The 14,278-nt window shown below is 72.6% G+C and carries 12 protein-coding genes; 5 read left to right on the forward strand and 7 right to left on the reverse strand.

Features of this window, described 5'->3' with window-relative positions:
- Window positions 1-32 precede the first annotated feature (32 nt).
- The 3 genes from Aiant_RS31570 to Aiant_RS31580 all read right to left on the reverse strand — a co-directional run bounded on the left by Aiant_RS31570 (window position 33) and on the right by Aiant_RS31580 (window position 3,972).
- Window positions 33-2,261, reverse strand: coding sequence for an ATP-binding protein (locus Aiant_RS31570; protein WP_189333720.1), 2,229 nt, complete (start codon window positions 2,259-2,261; stop codon window positions 33-35).
- 31 nt (window positions 2,262-2,292) lie between these two features.
- Window positions 2,293-2,712, reverse strand: coding sequence for a response regulator transcription factor (locus Aiant_RS31575; RefSeq protein ID WP_189333719.1), 420 nt, complete (start codon window positions 2,710-2,712; stop codon window positions 2,293-2,295).
- A gap of 78 nt (window positions 2,713-2,790) precedes the next feature.
- Entirely contained in the window at window positions 2,791-3,972 is a 1,182-nt protein-coding gene (locus Aiant_RS31580) for a globin domain-containing protein (RefSeq protein ID WP_189333718.1), read from the reverse strand.
- Window positions 3,973-4,155: 183 nt separating this feature from the next.
- Between Aiant_RS31580 and Aiant_RS31585 the strand changes: the two genes are divergently transcribed.
- Entirely contained in the window at window positions 4,156-6,195 is a 2,040-nt protein-coding gene (locus Aiant_RS31585) for an ATP-binding protein (protein ID WP_189333717.1), read from the forward strand.
- A gap of 44 nt (window positions 6,196-6,239) precedes the next feature.
- Window positions 6,240-7,466 (forward strand): GAF domain-containing sensor histidine kinase, encoded by a 1,227-nt coding sequence (locus tag Aiant_RS31590; RefSeq protein WP_189333716.1) that lies wholly within the window; start codon window positions 6,240-6,242, stop codon window positions 7,464-7,466.
- Here Aiant_RS31590 and Aiant_RS31595 read toward each other — a convergent pair.
- Both Aiant_RS31595 and Aiant_RS31600 read right to left on the reverse strand, forming a co-directional pair.
- Complete coding sequence (locus Aiant_RS31595) at window positions 7,463-8,257, reverse strand: isocitrate lyase/PEP mutase family protein (protein ID WP_189333715.1); 795 nt, start codon at window positions 8,255-8,257, stop codon at window positions 7,463-7,465. The two genes, Aiant_RS31590 and Aiant_RS31595, sit on opposite strands and share 4 nt — an antisense overlap.
- Window positions 8,258-8,266: 9 nt before the next feature.
- Complete coding sequence (locus tag Aiant_RS31600; RefSeq protein ID WP_189333714.1) at window positions 8,267-9,238, reverse strand: NAD(P)-dependent alcohol dehydrogenase; 972 nt, start codon at window positions 9,236-9,238, stop codon at window positions 8,267-8,269.
- Between the two features lie 95 nt (window positions 9,239-9,333).
- Between Aiant_RS31600 and Aiant_RS31605 the strand changes: the two genes are divergently transcribed.
- A complete protein-coding gene (locus Aiant_RS31605; protein ID WP_189333713.1) occupies window positions 9,334-9,993 on the forward strand; it encodes a TetR/AcrR family transcriptional regulator in 660 nt (219 codons plus the stop codon).
- Window positions 9,994-10,005: 12 nt separating this feature from the next.
- Here Aiant_RS31605 and Aiant_RS31610 read toward each other — a convergent pair whose 3' ends face one another.
- Window positions 10,006-10,182 carry a hypothetical protein gene (locus Aiant_RS31610; RefSeq protein ID WP_189333712.1) on the reverse strand — a complete coding sequence of 59 codons (177 nt, stop codon included), beginning with the start codon at window positions 10,180-10,182 and terminating at the stop codon, window positions 10,006-10,008.
- Window positions 10,183-10,286: 104 nt separating this feature from the next.
- Here Aiant_RS31610 and Aiant_RS31615 point away from each other — a divergent pair, with 104 nt between their 5' ends.
- Both Aiant_RS31615 and Aiant_RS31620 read left to right on the forward strand, forming a co-directional pair.
- Window positions 10,287-12,614: a sensor histidine kinase gene (locus Aiant_RS31615; protein WP_189333711.1), complete on the forward strand. Its 2,328-nt coding sequence runs from the start codon at window positions 10,287-10,289 to the stop codon at window positions 12,612-12,614.
- A gap of 33 nt (window positions 12,615-12,647) precedes the next feature.
- Window positions 12,648-13,154 (forward strand): FBP domain-containing protein, encoded by a 507-nt coding sequence (locus tag Aiant_RS31620; protein WP_189333710.1) that lies wholly within the window; start codon window positions 12,648-12,650, stop codon window positions 13,152-13,154.
- A 219-nt stretch (window positions 13,155-13,373) separates the two neighbouring features.
- Here Aiant_RS31620 and Aiant_RS31625 read toward each other — a convergent pair whose 3' ends face one another.
- Window positions 13,374-14,171, reverse strand: coding sequence for a phosphatase PAP2 family protein (locus tag Aiant_RS31625; RefSeq protein ID WP_189333709.1), 798 nt, complete (start codon window positions 14,169-14,171; stop codon window positions 13,374-13,376).
- Window positions 14,172-14,278: the final 107 nt, after the last annotated feature.

The raw sequence follows: 14,278 nt of genomic DNA on the forward strand, positions 1-14,278 counted from the left end.
TTGATCGGCAGTTCGAGGTGGATGCTGAGCGGTCAGCCCCGGCCTGCGTCCGCGGTCGTGCCGGTGCGGAGATCTTTCGACGATCCTCGATTTTCGGTACGGATTCCGGCGGCCACGCCGGGCAGCGTGAACGAGAAGATCGTGCCGCCGCCCGGGTTGGGTCCGGCGTCGATGTGCCCGCCGTGCCGCTCCACGATCCGCCGGCAGATGGCCAGGCCGAGGCCGGTGCCCGGGTGGGCGGTGCCGTTGCTGGCCCGGTGGAAACTGTCGAAGACGGCCGCGTGCTCGCCGTCCGGGATGCCGATGCCGCGGTCGGCGATCCGCACCCGGACCTCGCCGTCCTCCTCGGTGCGCGCGGTGATGTCGATCCGCGCGGCCCGCCCCGGCGGGGTGTACTTGATCGCGTTGCCGACCAGGTTGTCGATCACCTGGCGGAGCAGGACCGGGTCGGCACACACCTCCGGCAGCGGGCCGACGAAGACGTCCGGCCGGGCGTCCGGCTCCTCGTCCGGCGCGTCGGTACGCGTGACGACCACGTCGTCCACCAGGGCGCGCAGGCTCAGCCGCTCGACGCGCAGGGTCGCATCCCGGGCCGCGGTGTAGTCCAGCAGCTCGTTGATCAGCCGCTGCATCCGGCCGGCGCCGTGCAGCACCTTGGCGGTGCCCCGGCGAGCCTGCTCCAGGGTCGGCGCGCCGGCCCCGCCGGCCAGGTCGGCGAGGGCCTCGGCGACCAGCTCGGCGTACGCGCTGACCAGCGTCAGCGGCGCCTTCAGGTCGTGCGCCACCACGCCCGCGAAGCCGCGCAGCTCGGTCTCCACCCGCTTGCGCTCGGTGATGTCGTGGAACACCGCGACCGCGCCGTGCCGGCCCGCCACGGTGTCGATCGGCCGGGCCGCCACACTGATCACCCGCCCGTCCGGGTGCGCGCCGTTGCGGACCACCATCTCCACGTGGTCCACGTTCTCCCCGGCCAGGGCCAGGGACAACGGCATCCGGTCCCCGGGGTACGGCGTGACGCCGTCCGCCTGGTACAGCCCGAAGTGCTCGTACCAGGTCTCCGCCCCGCCGTCCGGCGGCTCGGCCTGCCCGAGGATGCTGCGGGCCGCCGGGTTGTCCAGCAGGAACCGCCCGTCCGGGCCGACCACGGCCACGCCGTCGCTGATGTTGTCCAGCACCGCACGCAGCAGCACGGCCTGCCGGCCGGTCTCGGCCTGCTCGGCGCTCAGCTCGCCGGTCGCCGCCTCGACCTGGGCCCGCGCGCGTTCCCGCCCGGTGGCCAGCACCCAGACCAGCACGGTGAGCAGCAGGGTCAGGCACGCGCCACCGCCGGCCACGGCGACCGGCAGGACGGTCCGCCCGCCGGGCAGCTCGTCGCGGTCCGCGGTCAGGCGCAGGGTCCAGGTCGAGCCGGCCACCGGTACGGCCACCGCCCGCTCCAGATCCGCCGGCCGGCCCGGATGGTTGCGGATGGTCGCCACCGTCACGGCCCGGCCGCCCGCCTCGTCGGCCTCCAGCAGCAGGCCGGTCAGCTCGGCGCCGGCCGCCCGCAGCGTGGCGCCCATGAAGTCCTGCCCGCGCACCCCGAAGAGCAGCCAGCCCAGGAAATTCTGCCCGACGCCCTGAAAGACCGGCGCGGCCAGGACGAACGAGTTCTGCCGCTGCGCGGCCGGCAACGCCCGGTCGACCAGCAGTTGATAGGTGTCCGAGACGGCGACCTGCTGGCTGCGGCGCGACTCGGCCAGCGCGGCGGCCGGCGCCGCGGCCTGCATCACGTCCAGCCCGGGCCGGCCGGCCCGGCCGGACGGGCCGTTGTCCAGCACCTGGACCAGAACCGCAAACGCGTGCTGGCCGGTGCCCTGCGGTTGCAGCGTGAGGTCTTGGACGCCGCGGTCCCGCCAGGTGCGCTGGACCTCGGCGACCTCGCCGTCGGTGGCCGGTACCACGAGGGTGATCGAGGTGGCGCCGGCCAGCCGCATCTGGTGCAGCGGGGCGGTCAGCGTGGCGTACTCGGCGGCGGTCAGCGTCTGCTGGGCGCCGATCGCCGCGGCGGTGGTGCGCAGCGTGTCGACGTATCGGCGGGTCTCCGCCTGCACCGCGGTCACCACGGCGGCGGTACGCCGATCCATCTGCACGTCGGCCGCGGCGCGCTCGTCGCGGTGCAGCACCGCGGCGACGCCCAGGGAGACGGCGCAGCCGACCACGGCCACCAGCGCGCTGAGCGCCGCGGCCCGGCGCCAGGGTCGACCATGCCTCCGGCTCATGTCTGCACTATCGACAGGGCGGGCCGGAACTCTAAGCGTCCCTGGGCAGCAGCCAGCCGACGCGGCGCACCAGATCGGCCGGGTTCAGCGGCTTGGCCAGGTACTCCTCGGCGCCGGAGACGAACGCCAGGTCGATGTCGGTGGCGGTGGCCATGCCGCTCAGCATGATCACCGGGATGTCGGCGGTGGCCGGGTCCGCGTGCATCCGGTAGCAGACGCTCAGCCCGTCCAGGCCGGGCATCGCGATGTCCAGCACGACCAGGTCCGGGCGGGTCGCCGCGACCAGGGTGAGCGCGGTGCACCCGTCCGCGGCGGTCACCGTGTGGTACCCGGCCATCTGCAGGCGAAACGTGGCCAGGTCCCGGACGTTCTCGTCGTCGTCGACGACCAGGACGGTGGGGCCGGTCAGGGCCGGGGCGAGGGCGGGGGCGGATTCCAGGACGACCGTCATGCTGACTCCCAACGTCTTCGGGTGAGGTGCCCGGAGTCATCGGCCCGGCGCCTGCCCCGGCCAGCCAAACCGAGGTTGCTACTCGGATGCGGTCTGCCACTGCTCGGAGCCGAACACCTCGTAGCGGATTCGCTCGTCCGGGACGCCGCGCCGGTGCAGGCCGGCGCGTACCTGCCGCATGAACGGGACCGGGCCGCAGAGGTAGACGTCGGCCTCCGGGGGCAGCGGGATCTTGCCGACGTCGATCAGGCCGGTGCTGTCCTCGTACCAGACCTGGCTGGTGAAGGACCGCAGCCGGGCCCCGGCGGCGTCCATCTCGGCGCGCAGCGCGTGCCGGGACGGGCTCCGGTCGGCGTGCACCGTGACCACCTCACGCTCCGGCGAGGTGCGGGCCACGTGGTCCAGGACGGCGGCCATCGGGGTGATCCCGACACCGGCGCTGATCAGCAGCAACGGGGCGTCCCCGGGGCGCAGCACGAGATCGCCGTACGGCTGGCTGAGCCGCAGCTTGTCACCCGCCTCGACCCGGTCGTGCAGGAACCCGGAGATCAGCCCGTCCGGCGCACCGCCGCGGCCGCGGACCCGGCGCACCGTGATCCGCAGCGCCCCGGCGGCCGGGCCCTGCGAGAGCGAGTACTGCCGGAGCTGGCGGGAGCCGTCCGGCAGGTCCACCGCGACCGTCACGTACTGCCCCGGGACGAAGGCCGGCGCGGGACCGCCGTCGGCCGGCGCGAGCAGCAGCGACACCGTGTCCTCCGCTTCGGCGACCTTGGCGATCACCAGGTAGTCCCGCCACGGGTCGTCGTCGTCCACCCCGGCGCTCGCGTAGATCCGCGCCTCCCGGCCGATCAGCCGCGCCGCGAACAGCCAGTACACCTCGTCCCAGGCGGCCGTGATCTCCGGTGTGACCGCGTCGCCGAGCACCGTGCCGACCGCGCGGAGCAGGTACTTGCCGACCGTCGTGTACTGCTCCGGGCGGATGCCGAGGGCGCAGTGCCGGTGCGCGATCCGGTCGATGATGTGCTCGAACGCCGGGCCGTCCGGGCCGGCGCCGATCAGGTGCGCGGCGAACGCGGCCACCGCGCCGGCCAGGGCCTGCCGCTGTTCGCCGGTGGCCTGCGCGCTGCGGCTGAACAGGTTGGTCAGCTCCGCGTTCTCGGTGAGCATCGACTCGTAGAAGACGCGGGTGATGGCGTCGAGATGCTCGCCGACGACCGGCAGGGTCGCCTCCACGACGGGCACGCTGGATGCGGACAGCATTGTTCGGTTCCCTCCCCAGGAAGATCGATGACCAGCGTCTCGTGCGCCGGCGGTGCGGCGATACCCCTGGCGAGACCCCTCACGGTCACTGAAATGCAGGACTTTGTGCCCTGTTGTTCAGGGATTCGCCGTTGCGGCCGAACTGGGTGTTAGAGCCGGCCACCCCACACGAGGCGATCCCTGATGAGTCTTCGGATGTTGCCCAGCACCGTGCGCTTCGCGGCGCTCTACCTCGTCGCGATCCTCGCCGGGCAGCTCACCATCCTCGGCAAGCCGGACGCCCTGCCGGTGATCTGGCCGGCCACCGCGGTCGCCGCGGTCTGGCTGGTCAACCGCAACGACTCCCGCTGGCGCTGGGCGGACGCCGCGGTGCTCGGCCTGCTCACCGCGCTCGCCCTGGCCGCCACCGGCACCGCGATCGGACCCGCCCTGGTGCACGGCGGCGCCGCGGTGCTGGAGGCGCTGGTCTTCGCGGTCGCCGCGTCACACTGGCTGCCCGGCGTCTGGGGCGGCCCCGGCGGCCGGCCGCTGCGGACCCTGACCGACCTGCTCCGGGTGCTGCTGGTGGCGGTGGCCGGCGCGGTCTGCGGCGGCGTGCTGGGCGGCCTCGGCGAGCGGCTGATCACCCACGACCAGTCGGTCACCGCGATCGCGATCTGGGTGGTCCGTGACGTGGTCAGCGTGCTGCTCTTCGGGGCGGCCGCGCGGCGGCTGCGCGACCTGCCCCGCGGCCAGGAGACCTGGATGGAGGCGGTGATCGTCTACTTCCTCTCGGCGGCCGCCTACTTCTACGTGTTCTCCCTCAACGAGCGCCTGCCGATCGGGTTCGCCCTGCTGGCCCTCACGGTCTGGGTGGGCCTGCGGCTGCCCACCGTGCTGGCGATCGTGCACACCATGGCCTTCGGCACCGCGGCGGCCGTCTTCACCCTGCACGGCAGCGGCCCGTACGCGATGACCGGCGAACCCGGCACCCGGGCCCTGGTCGTCCAGCTCTACATCGGGGTCCTGGCCCTGGTCGGCCTGGCCCTGGCGTTCAGCCGCGACGAGCGGACCGCGCTGATCGAGCGCCTCCAGTCCTCCGAGCACGAGGCCACCGAGAAGGCCGAGCTGATGACCACGATCATCAACTCGATGACCGAGGGCCTGGCCATCCTCGACCAGGCCGGCCGGCTGGTGCTCCGCAACCCGGCCGCCGGCCGCCTGCTGGGCAGCACCAACACGGTGGCCGGTGGCGCCGCGCTGGGCAGCGACTACGGCTTCTTCCACCCGGACGGCACCCCGCTCGCCGATGCCGAGCTGCCCTACCAACGCGCCCTGGCCGGCGAGGACGTGCAGCCGATGGACGTGCTGATCCGCAACGCGGCGGTGCCCGAGGGCCGGATCGTCCGGTTCAACGTGTCCCGGCTGGCCAGTCCGAGCGGCCTGCAACACGTGGTCGTGGTCTTCCACGACGTCACCGCGGACCGCCGGCACCGGGACGAGCTGATGTCATTCGCCGGGGTGGTGGCGCACGACCTGCTCAACCCGCTGACCACCATCGAGGGCTGGGCCGAGGTCCTGGAGACCGAGCTGGCCGGGTACAAGCCGGCCGAGCGGGTCAGCCGGATCCAGCGGGCCGCCGCCCGGATGCGCACCTTCCTGAACGGCCTGCTCGCCTACACCGCGGCCCGCGACGGCAAGCTGATGCCCACCACGATCAACCTCCAGCTGCTGCTCACCGACATCGCCAACAGCCGGTACGACCAGGCGGAGAGCGCCGGCATCCACCCGCCGCAGTTCGCCCTCGGCCAGCTCGACGCGGTCGAGGCCGACCCGGTGCTGACCCGGCAGCTGCTGGAGAACGTGATCGACTACGCGCTCGAGCAGACCATGCCGGGCGTGCCGCCGCTGATCAGCGTGGCCGCCCAGCCGGCCCCGAACGGGATGCTGCGGATCGACATCCTGGACAACGGGCGCGGCATCCCGCCCGGCCTGCGCCAGGCGATCTTCACGAACTTCCACCGGGGCGAGGGCGGCAGCGGATCCGGGCTGGAGCTCGCGGTCTGCAAACGGATCGTGGAGCGGCACGGCGGGACGATCGAGGCGACGGCGAATCCGTACGGCAGCGGCACCCGGATGTCGTTCACGCTGCCGGCCGGGCGCTCCGCCTACGCCCGCACCCTGGAGAGCCAGTGGCAGCACCGGCCTGCACCCGCGGTAGGTCTCAATCCCGGCAGCCGCTGACCGACCAATAGCGGTGAGGGAAGACCTGCTCGAAGGGGATGCGGATGGCGGCCAGCGGGATTGCCGGCGAGATGCTGGAACAGGAACGCCTTGCCGCCCTCCGCGGCTACGACATCCTCGACACCCCTCAGGAGAGCGACTTCGACGACATCGTCGCCCTCGCCGCGCAGCTCTGTGACAAGCCGATCGCCATGGTCAGCCTGGTCGACGAGGAACGCCAGTGGTTCAAGGCGCGGCTCGGCACCGACCTCTGCGGCAGCGCGCGCGACGACTCGATCTGCGCGCACGCCATGTACAGCGACGACGTGATGCAGATCCCGGACGCCCGCTCGGATGCGCGGTTCGCCGGCATGCCGACCGTGGCCGGCCCGCCGTACGTCCGGTTCTACGCGGGCGCGCCGCTGGTCACTCCGTTCGGCCGGCCGCTCGGCACGCTCTGCGTCGCCGACGGCGAGCCGGGGCTGCTCACCCCGGCACAGCAGCACGGCCTGCGGGCCCTGGCCCGGCACGTGGTCAACCAGCTGGAGCTGCGGAAATACGCCCGGGACATGCGCAGCCTCAACGACCGGCTGCGGGACGCCGAGCAGATCAAGGACGAGTTCATCGCCCGGGTCAACCACGAGCTGCGGACCCCGATCACCTCGATCCACGGTTACCTGGAGGTCCTCGGCGACCCGGAGCTGCCGTCCGAGGCCCGCGACGGGTTCCTCCAGCGGGTGCAGCGCAACTCCGACCGGCTGCTCGCGCTGGTCGACGACATGCTGCTGGCCGCGCAGGTCAGCGCGGGCAGCCGGGACTTCGTGCGGACCCCGGCCGACCTTGCGGTGCTGGTCCGCGGCGTGGTCACCGCGAACCGGCCGCTGGCCGAGGCGAAGGGGCTGACCATCGCGGCCGACACCGGCGAGCCGGTCCTGGCCGAGGTGGACCTGCGCCGGATGGGTCAGGCACTGGAACGGCTGGTGCTGAACGCGGTCAAGTTCACCGCCAGCGGCACCATCACGGTGACCGCCACGACCCGGCCCGGGTGCGCGGTGCTGCTGGTCCGGGACACCGGGATGGGCATCAGCGAGGCGGACCAGCAGCGGGTGCTGGCGCCGTTCCGCCGCAGCGCCGACGCGGAGCGCGCCGAGGTGCAGGGTCTCGGGCTGGGTCTGGGCATCGTGAAGGCGATCGCCGAGGGGCACGACGGCACGGTGACCATCGACAGCATCCCCGGCCGCGGGACCACCGTCGGGATCGAGGTGCCGGCCGCCGGTCGTTATCCCGGCTAGGCGGGGAAGGCCGCCTCGAGATCTTCCTCGCGCAGGGCGCGAGACCGGAACTCCGTGGTCCCGGTGGTCAGCAACTCGCGCGCCGCGTCGCGCAGGGCACCGTAGGCCGCCCAGGCGAGCGAGCCTCCCGTGGAGATCCGCCGCACGCCGAGCGAGGCGATTTCCGGTACGGCCGGAGCTCCCGTGACAACCAGCACGTTCACCGGAGCGTCCACCCCGGCCACCACGCGGCTGATCTCGGCGGGGGTCCGCAGCCCCGGCGCGTAGACCACGTCCGCGCCGGCCGCCCGGTACGCCCGCAGCCGGGCGACGGTGTCGTCGAGATCGTCGTGCCCGTACAGAAGATTCTCCGCGCGGGCGGTGAGCACGATCCCGTGCCGCGCGCAGGCCTCCGCCGCCGCGGCGACCCGCTCGGCCCCGGCCTCCAGGGTCTCCAGCCGGCCGGCGCCCGGGTCGTAGTCCTCGATCGAGATGCCGGACGCGCCGGCCGCGGCCAGCAGGTCCACCGTCTCCCGGATCCCGGCCGCGGTGTCGGCGAAGCAGCGCTCGGCGTCGACGTTGAGAGGGATGTCCAGCGCGGCGGTCAGCGCGGCCACGTGCGCGACCAGCTCGTCCCGGGTGACGTGCTGGTCCCGCTTGCCCAGGGTGGCCGCGAAGCCGGAGGACGTGGTGGCCAGCGCCGGGAAGCCGAGAGCGGCCAGCAGCCGGGCGGAGCCGACGTCCCAGGGGTTCGGCATCAGGAACGTGCCGGACTCGTGCAGGTCCCGGAATTTCTCGCGCACCGCGGTCATGGGACGACCCTAGACGGTGAGGACGACCTTGGCGCGGGCGTGCTCGGTCTCCAGGTAGCGCATGGCGTCGGCGGCCTCGGCCAGCGGATAGGTGCGGTCGACGACCGGTGTGAGGGCGCCGGACCCGGTCATGGCGCCGAGGGTCTCCAGGGTGGCGCGGCTCGGCGCGGGCTCCGGGAGGATGATCCGCTGCCGGGTGGTGCGTGCTGCCAGCATGCCGCGGACGACCAGGGGGAACGGGCCGAGGAAACTGCCGCCCCGGGAGGTGCCGCCGCCGGAGAGGACGACGGTGCCGCCCTTGCTCCGCAGGTCGGCCAGGGTGCGGTTGCCGACCAGGTCGAGGACGACGTCGAACCTGCCCGGACGCCTCGCGAAGTCCTCCCGGTGGTAGTCGATGACGTGATCCGCGCCGAGCTCGGTGACCAGGTCGACGTTGCGGGTGCTGCACACGGCGGTCACCTCGGCGCCGAACGCCTTGGCGATCTGCACCGCGAACGTGCCGACCCCGCCGGACGCGCCGTTGATCAACAGGCGCTGCCCGGCGGTCAGGCCGGCCTCGCGCAGGCAGCCCAGCGCCGCTCCGGCGGCCAGCGGGAGCGCGGCCGCCTCGATCATGCTCAGGCCCGCGGGTTTCGGCGCGACCAGCTCCCGCGGCGCGCGGACGAACTCGGCGAAGGTGCCCTCCCGGGCGCCGAGATCGGCGAAGACCGGATCACCGACCCGGAACTCGGTCACGCCCGCGCCGACCGCCGCGACCTCGCCCGCGACGTCCCGGCCCCGGATCCGGTGCGCCGGGCGGGTGAGGTTGCGGGGGAGGCGCATCAGATACGGATCGCCGCGCATGAAGTGCCAGTCCCAGGCGTTCAGCGAGGCCGCCCGGGTCGCGATCAGCACCTCGCCGTCGCCCGGCTCCGGAGTCGCCACCTCGGTCCAGCGCAGCTGCTCGGGGCCGCCGTACCGGTCCTGCACGATCGCCCTCATCACCGTCTCCCCTCCGGTGTACGTCGTACACCTCGACGTCCTCGAGAGTAGGTGTACGGCGTACACTCGTCAATCGGCGGTATTAGGGTTGGCACGTGGATGTTGCCGAGCGGCGGGTTCCGCTCAACCGCGAACGCGTGCTGAACGCCGCCGTCGACCTGGCCGACCGCACCGGCCTCGACGCGCTGAGCATGCGCAACCTGGCCCAGGAGCTGGGCGTCGTGCCGATGGCGCTGTACAAGCACGTCGCCAACAAGGACGAGCTGCTGGACGGCATGGTCGACACGGTCGTGGCCGGCATCCCCGCGGTGTCCCCGACCGGTGACTGGAAAGCGGCCGTCCGCGACCGGATCCTCGGCGCCCGCCAGGCCCTGCTCCGCCACCCGTGGGCCTGGCAGGTGATCAACTCGCGGACCGACCCGACCCCGGCGATGCTCGCCTACCTCGACTCGGTGATCGGCCTCTTCCTGGCCGGCGGTTTCTCCCCGGACCAGGTCCACCACATCACCCACGCGCTCGGCACCCGGATGCTCGGCTACACCCCGGAGCTGTTCAACGACTCCACCCCGCTGCCCCCGGAGGCCCAGCTGGAGATGGCCCGCGCGATGGCCCCGCGCTTCCCGAACCTGGCCCTGATGGCGATGGCCGCCGCCCACGACGAGTCGTCGGTGGTCGGCGCGGGCTGCGACGACCAGTTCGAGTTCGAGTTCGCCCTGGGCCTGCTGCTGGACGGCTTCGACCGCCTGCCCCGCTAGCCGCCTAGGTGCTCAGCGGCCGGTCACGGTGTCCACGTCGTCGCACTCCCCGCCGTCGGCGCTGCCCGCGGTGGGCTGCGCACAGACCGGCTCCGACCCGCTCGACGACGGGCACCCGCTCAGCCCGAGCCCGACGACCACCGCCACCACCCCGGCCACCAGCGCCCGCCCGGGTCTCCACATCCCCATCCCGTCATTCTTCACCGCCGATCCGCCGCCGTGGGGACCGTGCTCGGGGCGTACGGAAAGAGGGTGTGCCTCAACTAACCGCCCACCGTGCCGATCTTCGGGGCATGGCAGTGGGTCGGGTCGGCAGTCCGGAGCGAGTGGCCGCCGTGCGGGCGTCCGGGCTCCTGGACCTGCCGGAGGCGCCCGGGCTGACCCGGTTGACGCGGCTCGCCGCACGGCTGCTCGGCGTGCCGACCGCGCTGGTGTCGCTGGTGACCGACGAGCAGCAGGTGTTCGCCGGTCAGCACGGGCTGCCGGAGCCGTGGGCCGGGCGCGGGCGGACGCCCCTGACACATTCGTTCTGCCGGCACGTGGTGGACAGCGACGAACCGCTGGTGGTGAGCGACGCCCGGGAGCATCCGGTGCTGCGGGACAACCCGGCGATCGACGAGATCGGCGTGGTCGCCTACGCCGGGATGCCGATCCGGGTGGACGGGCAGACGCTGGGCGCGTTCTGTGCGATCGCGGACACGCCGCACTCGTGGGCGGCGAACGACCTGGACCTCCTGGAGGACCTGGCGGCGGCCGTGGCGTCCGAGATCGAGCTGGCCCGGGCCGCGCACCACGCCGAGGAGGGTTCGGCGCTGGTGCGGCGGATCCTGGAGGTGTCGCAGGACGCCTACGTGTCGATCGACGCGGACGGCCTGGTCCGGGAGTGGAACCCGGCCGCCGAGCGGCTCTTCGGCTGGGCCCGCGACGAGGCGTTCGGCATGGACGTGAGCAAGCTGATCGTGCCCGAGGAGCACCGCGAGGCGCACCGCCAGGGCCTCGACCGGGTCCGGGAGACCGGCCGGTCGGTGCTGGCCGGCCAGCGGCTGGAGCTGCCCGCGGTGGACCGGAACGGCCGGCTCTTCCCGGTCGAGCTCACCCTTCAGGCCACCAACATGGGTGGCGGGCGGCCGATGTTCCACGCGTTCCTGCACGACATCAGCGACCGGCGGGCCGCCGAGGAGCAGCTGCGCCGACAGGCCGAGCTGATCGACGCGGCGCCGGCCGCGATCATCGTGCGCGACCCGGACGGGACCATCCGGTTCTGGAACCGCGGCGCCGAGCAGGTCTACGGCTGGCCGGCCTCGGCCGCGGTCGGCCGCAACATCCACCGGCTGCTCTCCACGGTCTTTCCCACGCGACTCGACGCGATCGCCCGCGCCCTGGAGGAGACCGGGTCCTGGGAGGGCGAACTGGTGCACCGGCGGGCCGACGGCCGGGTGGTGGTCGCGCTCAGCCGGCACGTGCGGCGGCCGGCCGCGGACGGCGCCGGTCACGAGATCATCGAGACGAACACCGACATCACCGAGCGCCGGCGGGCCGAGGAGGCCCGGGAGGAGAGCGAGCGGCGGTTCCGGGTGCAGTTCCGCCAGTCCACGATCGGGCAGGTGATGCTCGGGCTGGACGGCGTCGTCCTGCACGTCAACGATGCCCTGGCGGGGATGGTCGGGCGGTCCGCCGCCGACCTGTGCGGGCACGGCGTGGACCTGCTGACCCACCCGGACGACCGGGACGGTGACACCGAGGCGCTCGCCGGGCTGTTCGCCGAGGAGAGCGACTCGTACGAGCGGGCCAAGCGCCTGCTGCACGCCGACGGCCACTACGTCGACGTGCAGACCGGGGTGCGCCTGGTCCGGGACGCGGACGGCCGCCCGCTGCACCTGATCGGCGTGGTGCAGGACGTCACCGAGCAGAACCGGGCCCGCCGCGAACGCGACGCCGCGCAACTCGTCCTTGCCGAGCGCAACGAGCAGCTGCAGCAGGCCAACCAGCTGAAACTCGACCTGATGGGCATGCTGTCGCACGACATCGGCACGCCGCTCACGGCGATCATGGGTTACGGCGAGGTGCTCACCGACGCGGAGCTGCCCGGGCCGCTCGGCGGGGCGGCGGCGCGGATCATCACCGGGGCGCACCGGATCGACGAGCTGCGGCACAACGTGCTGGCCATGTGCAAGCTGGACGCCGGCGAGCTGACCACGGTCCGGCAGCCGGTCGCGCTGCGTGCGGCGCTGCGGGACGCGGCCGACGCCGCCGACGCCGTGGTGCCGATCGAGTGCCCGGACGACCTCGAGGTGCTCGCCAACCCCGCCCACCTGCGGCAGATCATCGTGAACTTCCTGACGAACGCGCGGAAGTACGGGGGCGGCGCGACCCGCGTGTCCGTCCACTCCCGGGACACCGGCGTGGAGATCGCGGTGCACGACGAGGGTGACGGCGTCCCCGAGTCCCTGCGCGAGCACCTCTTCGAGCGGTACACCCGGGCCGCCGACGCCGCGGCCGAGGGTCACGGCCTGGGCCTGCACATCGTCGCCAGCCTGGCCCAGGCGAACGGCGGCAGCGTCGCCCACCGCCCGGGCGTCCCGACCGGCAGCGTCTTCAGCCTGCGTCTGGAAATCGGGTGACGCCCCCGCCGGGATGTGCGAGGGTCCGACCTCATGGAACCGATCAGCGAGGCGACGATCCGAGCCTCGTTCATCAACGGCAGCAAAGGCGAGGCGGCCCGGATCAAGCTGCCCGCCGACTTCCGCGACACCCCGTGGTCTGACCTCGACTTCTACGGCTGGGTGGACCCCGCGGCCCCGCAACGGGCGGCCCTGCTGCTGCCCCGCGAGGACCGCCCGGTCGCCGTCCTGCTGCGCAAGGCGGAACGCGCCGGCGCCGGCAGCGCCGCCCGCTCCAGCATGTGCCAGGTCTGCCTGACCGACCACGCGGCCGGCGGCGTCAGCCTGTTCACCGCCCCGCTGGCCGGTGCCGCCGGCCGCAACGGCAACTCGGTCGGCGAGTACCTCTGCGCCGACCTCGCCTGCTCCCTCTACCTGCGCGGCAAGAAACGCCCGAGACTGCGCCTGGTCCGCTTCGAGGAGACGCTCACCCTCGCCGAGAAGATCGACCGAGCGCTAACCAAGCTGTCCGCCTTCACCGCACGCATCGCTGCCGCATAAACCCATTTTGTACGATCTATCCACAGTCCCGTGGCTACCCGCACGGCCCGCCGTCCGTCCGGACCGCGAGGCCGCGCCGGGCTGATGCGGCCCCTGACGGTCCGACCACCCGCGAGGCCGCGCCGGGCTGATGCGGCCCCTGACGGTCCGACCGCCCCGCCGCCCGCAACGGTGCCGCCGCCACCGGCGCGGGTCGTGTGCCCGCCGGACCTCCCGTGGTCAGTGCGGGCCGGCGGGCGCGGTTCGTTGCGCCGGCGATTGCCATCCGCGCGGACTTCCGGACGATCGTTCAGGGCGCATGCCTCCGATCTCCCGGAACGGCCTCGTCGTCCCTGATCGTCTCGAGGTGAAGATCCGCTTGTCGAGCCACCCCCATATGCGCGGGTTCGCCCGATCGGCGATGAGCAGAAAACCGAGTATGCCGCTACCGGCGAGCATGCCCCCCAGTGAATCGCTGAGCCAGTGGTGACCTGACACGACATTCGCCACCGCGGTCACGGACACGGCCGAGGCCAGGATTGTTCTGCGGGCTTGAGAGCTTGCCCAATGATTGAGCAAGATCAGGATGAGGCCGTACCAGACAACAGAGTTCGCCACGTGCCCGGAGGGAAACGATTGGCAAGCAGGCCCTCCGCACGGCTCCTTGCTGAAGAATTCGACCGCGCCCGGCTGGGGGTCGGCCGGCGCTCCGCGACGCGTATACATCTTTACGGACCCGACAATCATGATCAGTGATGCCGACGTGCATGCCCACAGCGCAAAATGCTTCACCGTCTTCAATCGGAAAGACTGTGCAGCGGCGATGACAAGAGAAAGGTACATCAGCGGACCGCCCTGCCCGAGGCGAGCCGCTGCCTTGCTCGCGGAAATCAACCAGTGTGGCAGGTCGCGCGCTATCCCATCGCGCACCGCGATGTCTGTATCGATGAAGAAGTGGACGGCTATGAGCGCGGTGAGCAGTGCGTACAGCCCGAATGCCGCGCCCATGGACGCCAGGTAAAACCTATACTTCTTCACGGCGCGCGATCATACACGAACGGAGCGACGCAAAAGCGGCTAGTCGATTATTGTTTCGGCGTGGGGGATGGATTCATTTGTTGGCGGGGCTTGGCGAATGATGTGAT

Source organism: Actinoplanes ianthinogenes (assembly GCF_018324205.1).
GTDB lineage: Bacteria > Actinomycetota > Actinomycetes > Mycobacteriales > Micromonosporaceae > Actinoplanes > Actinoplanes ianthinogenes.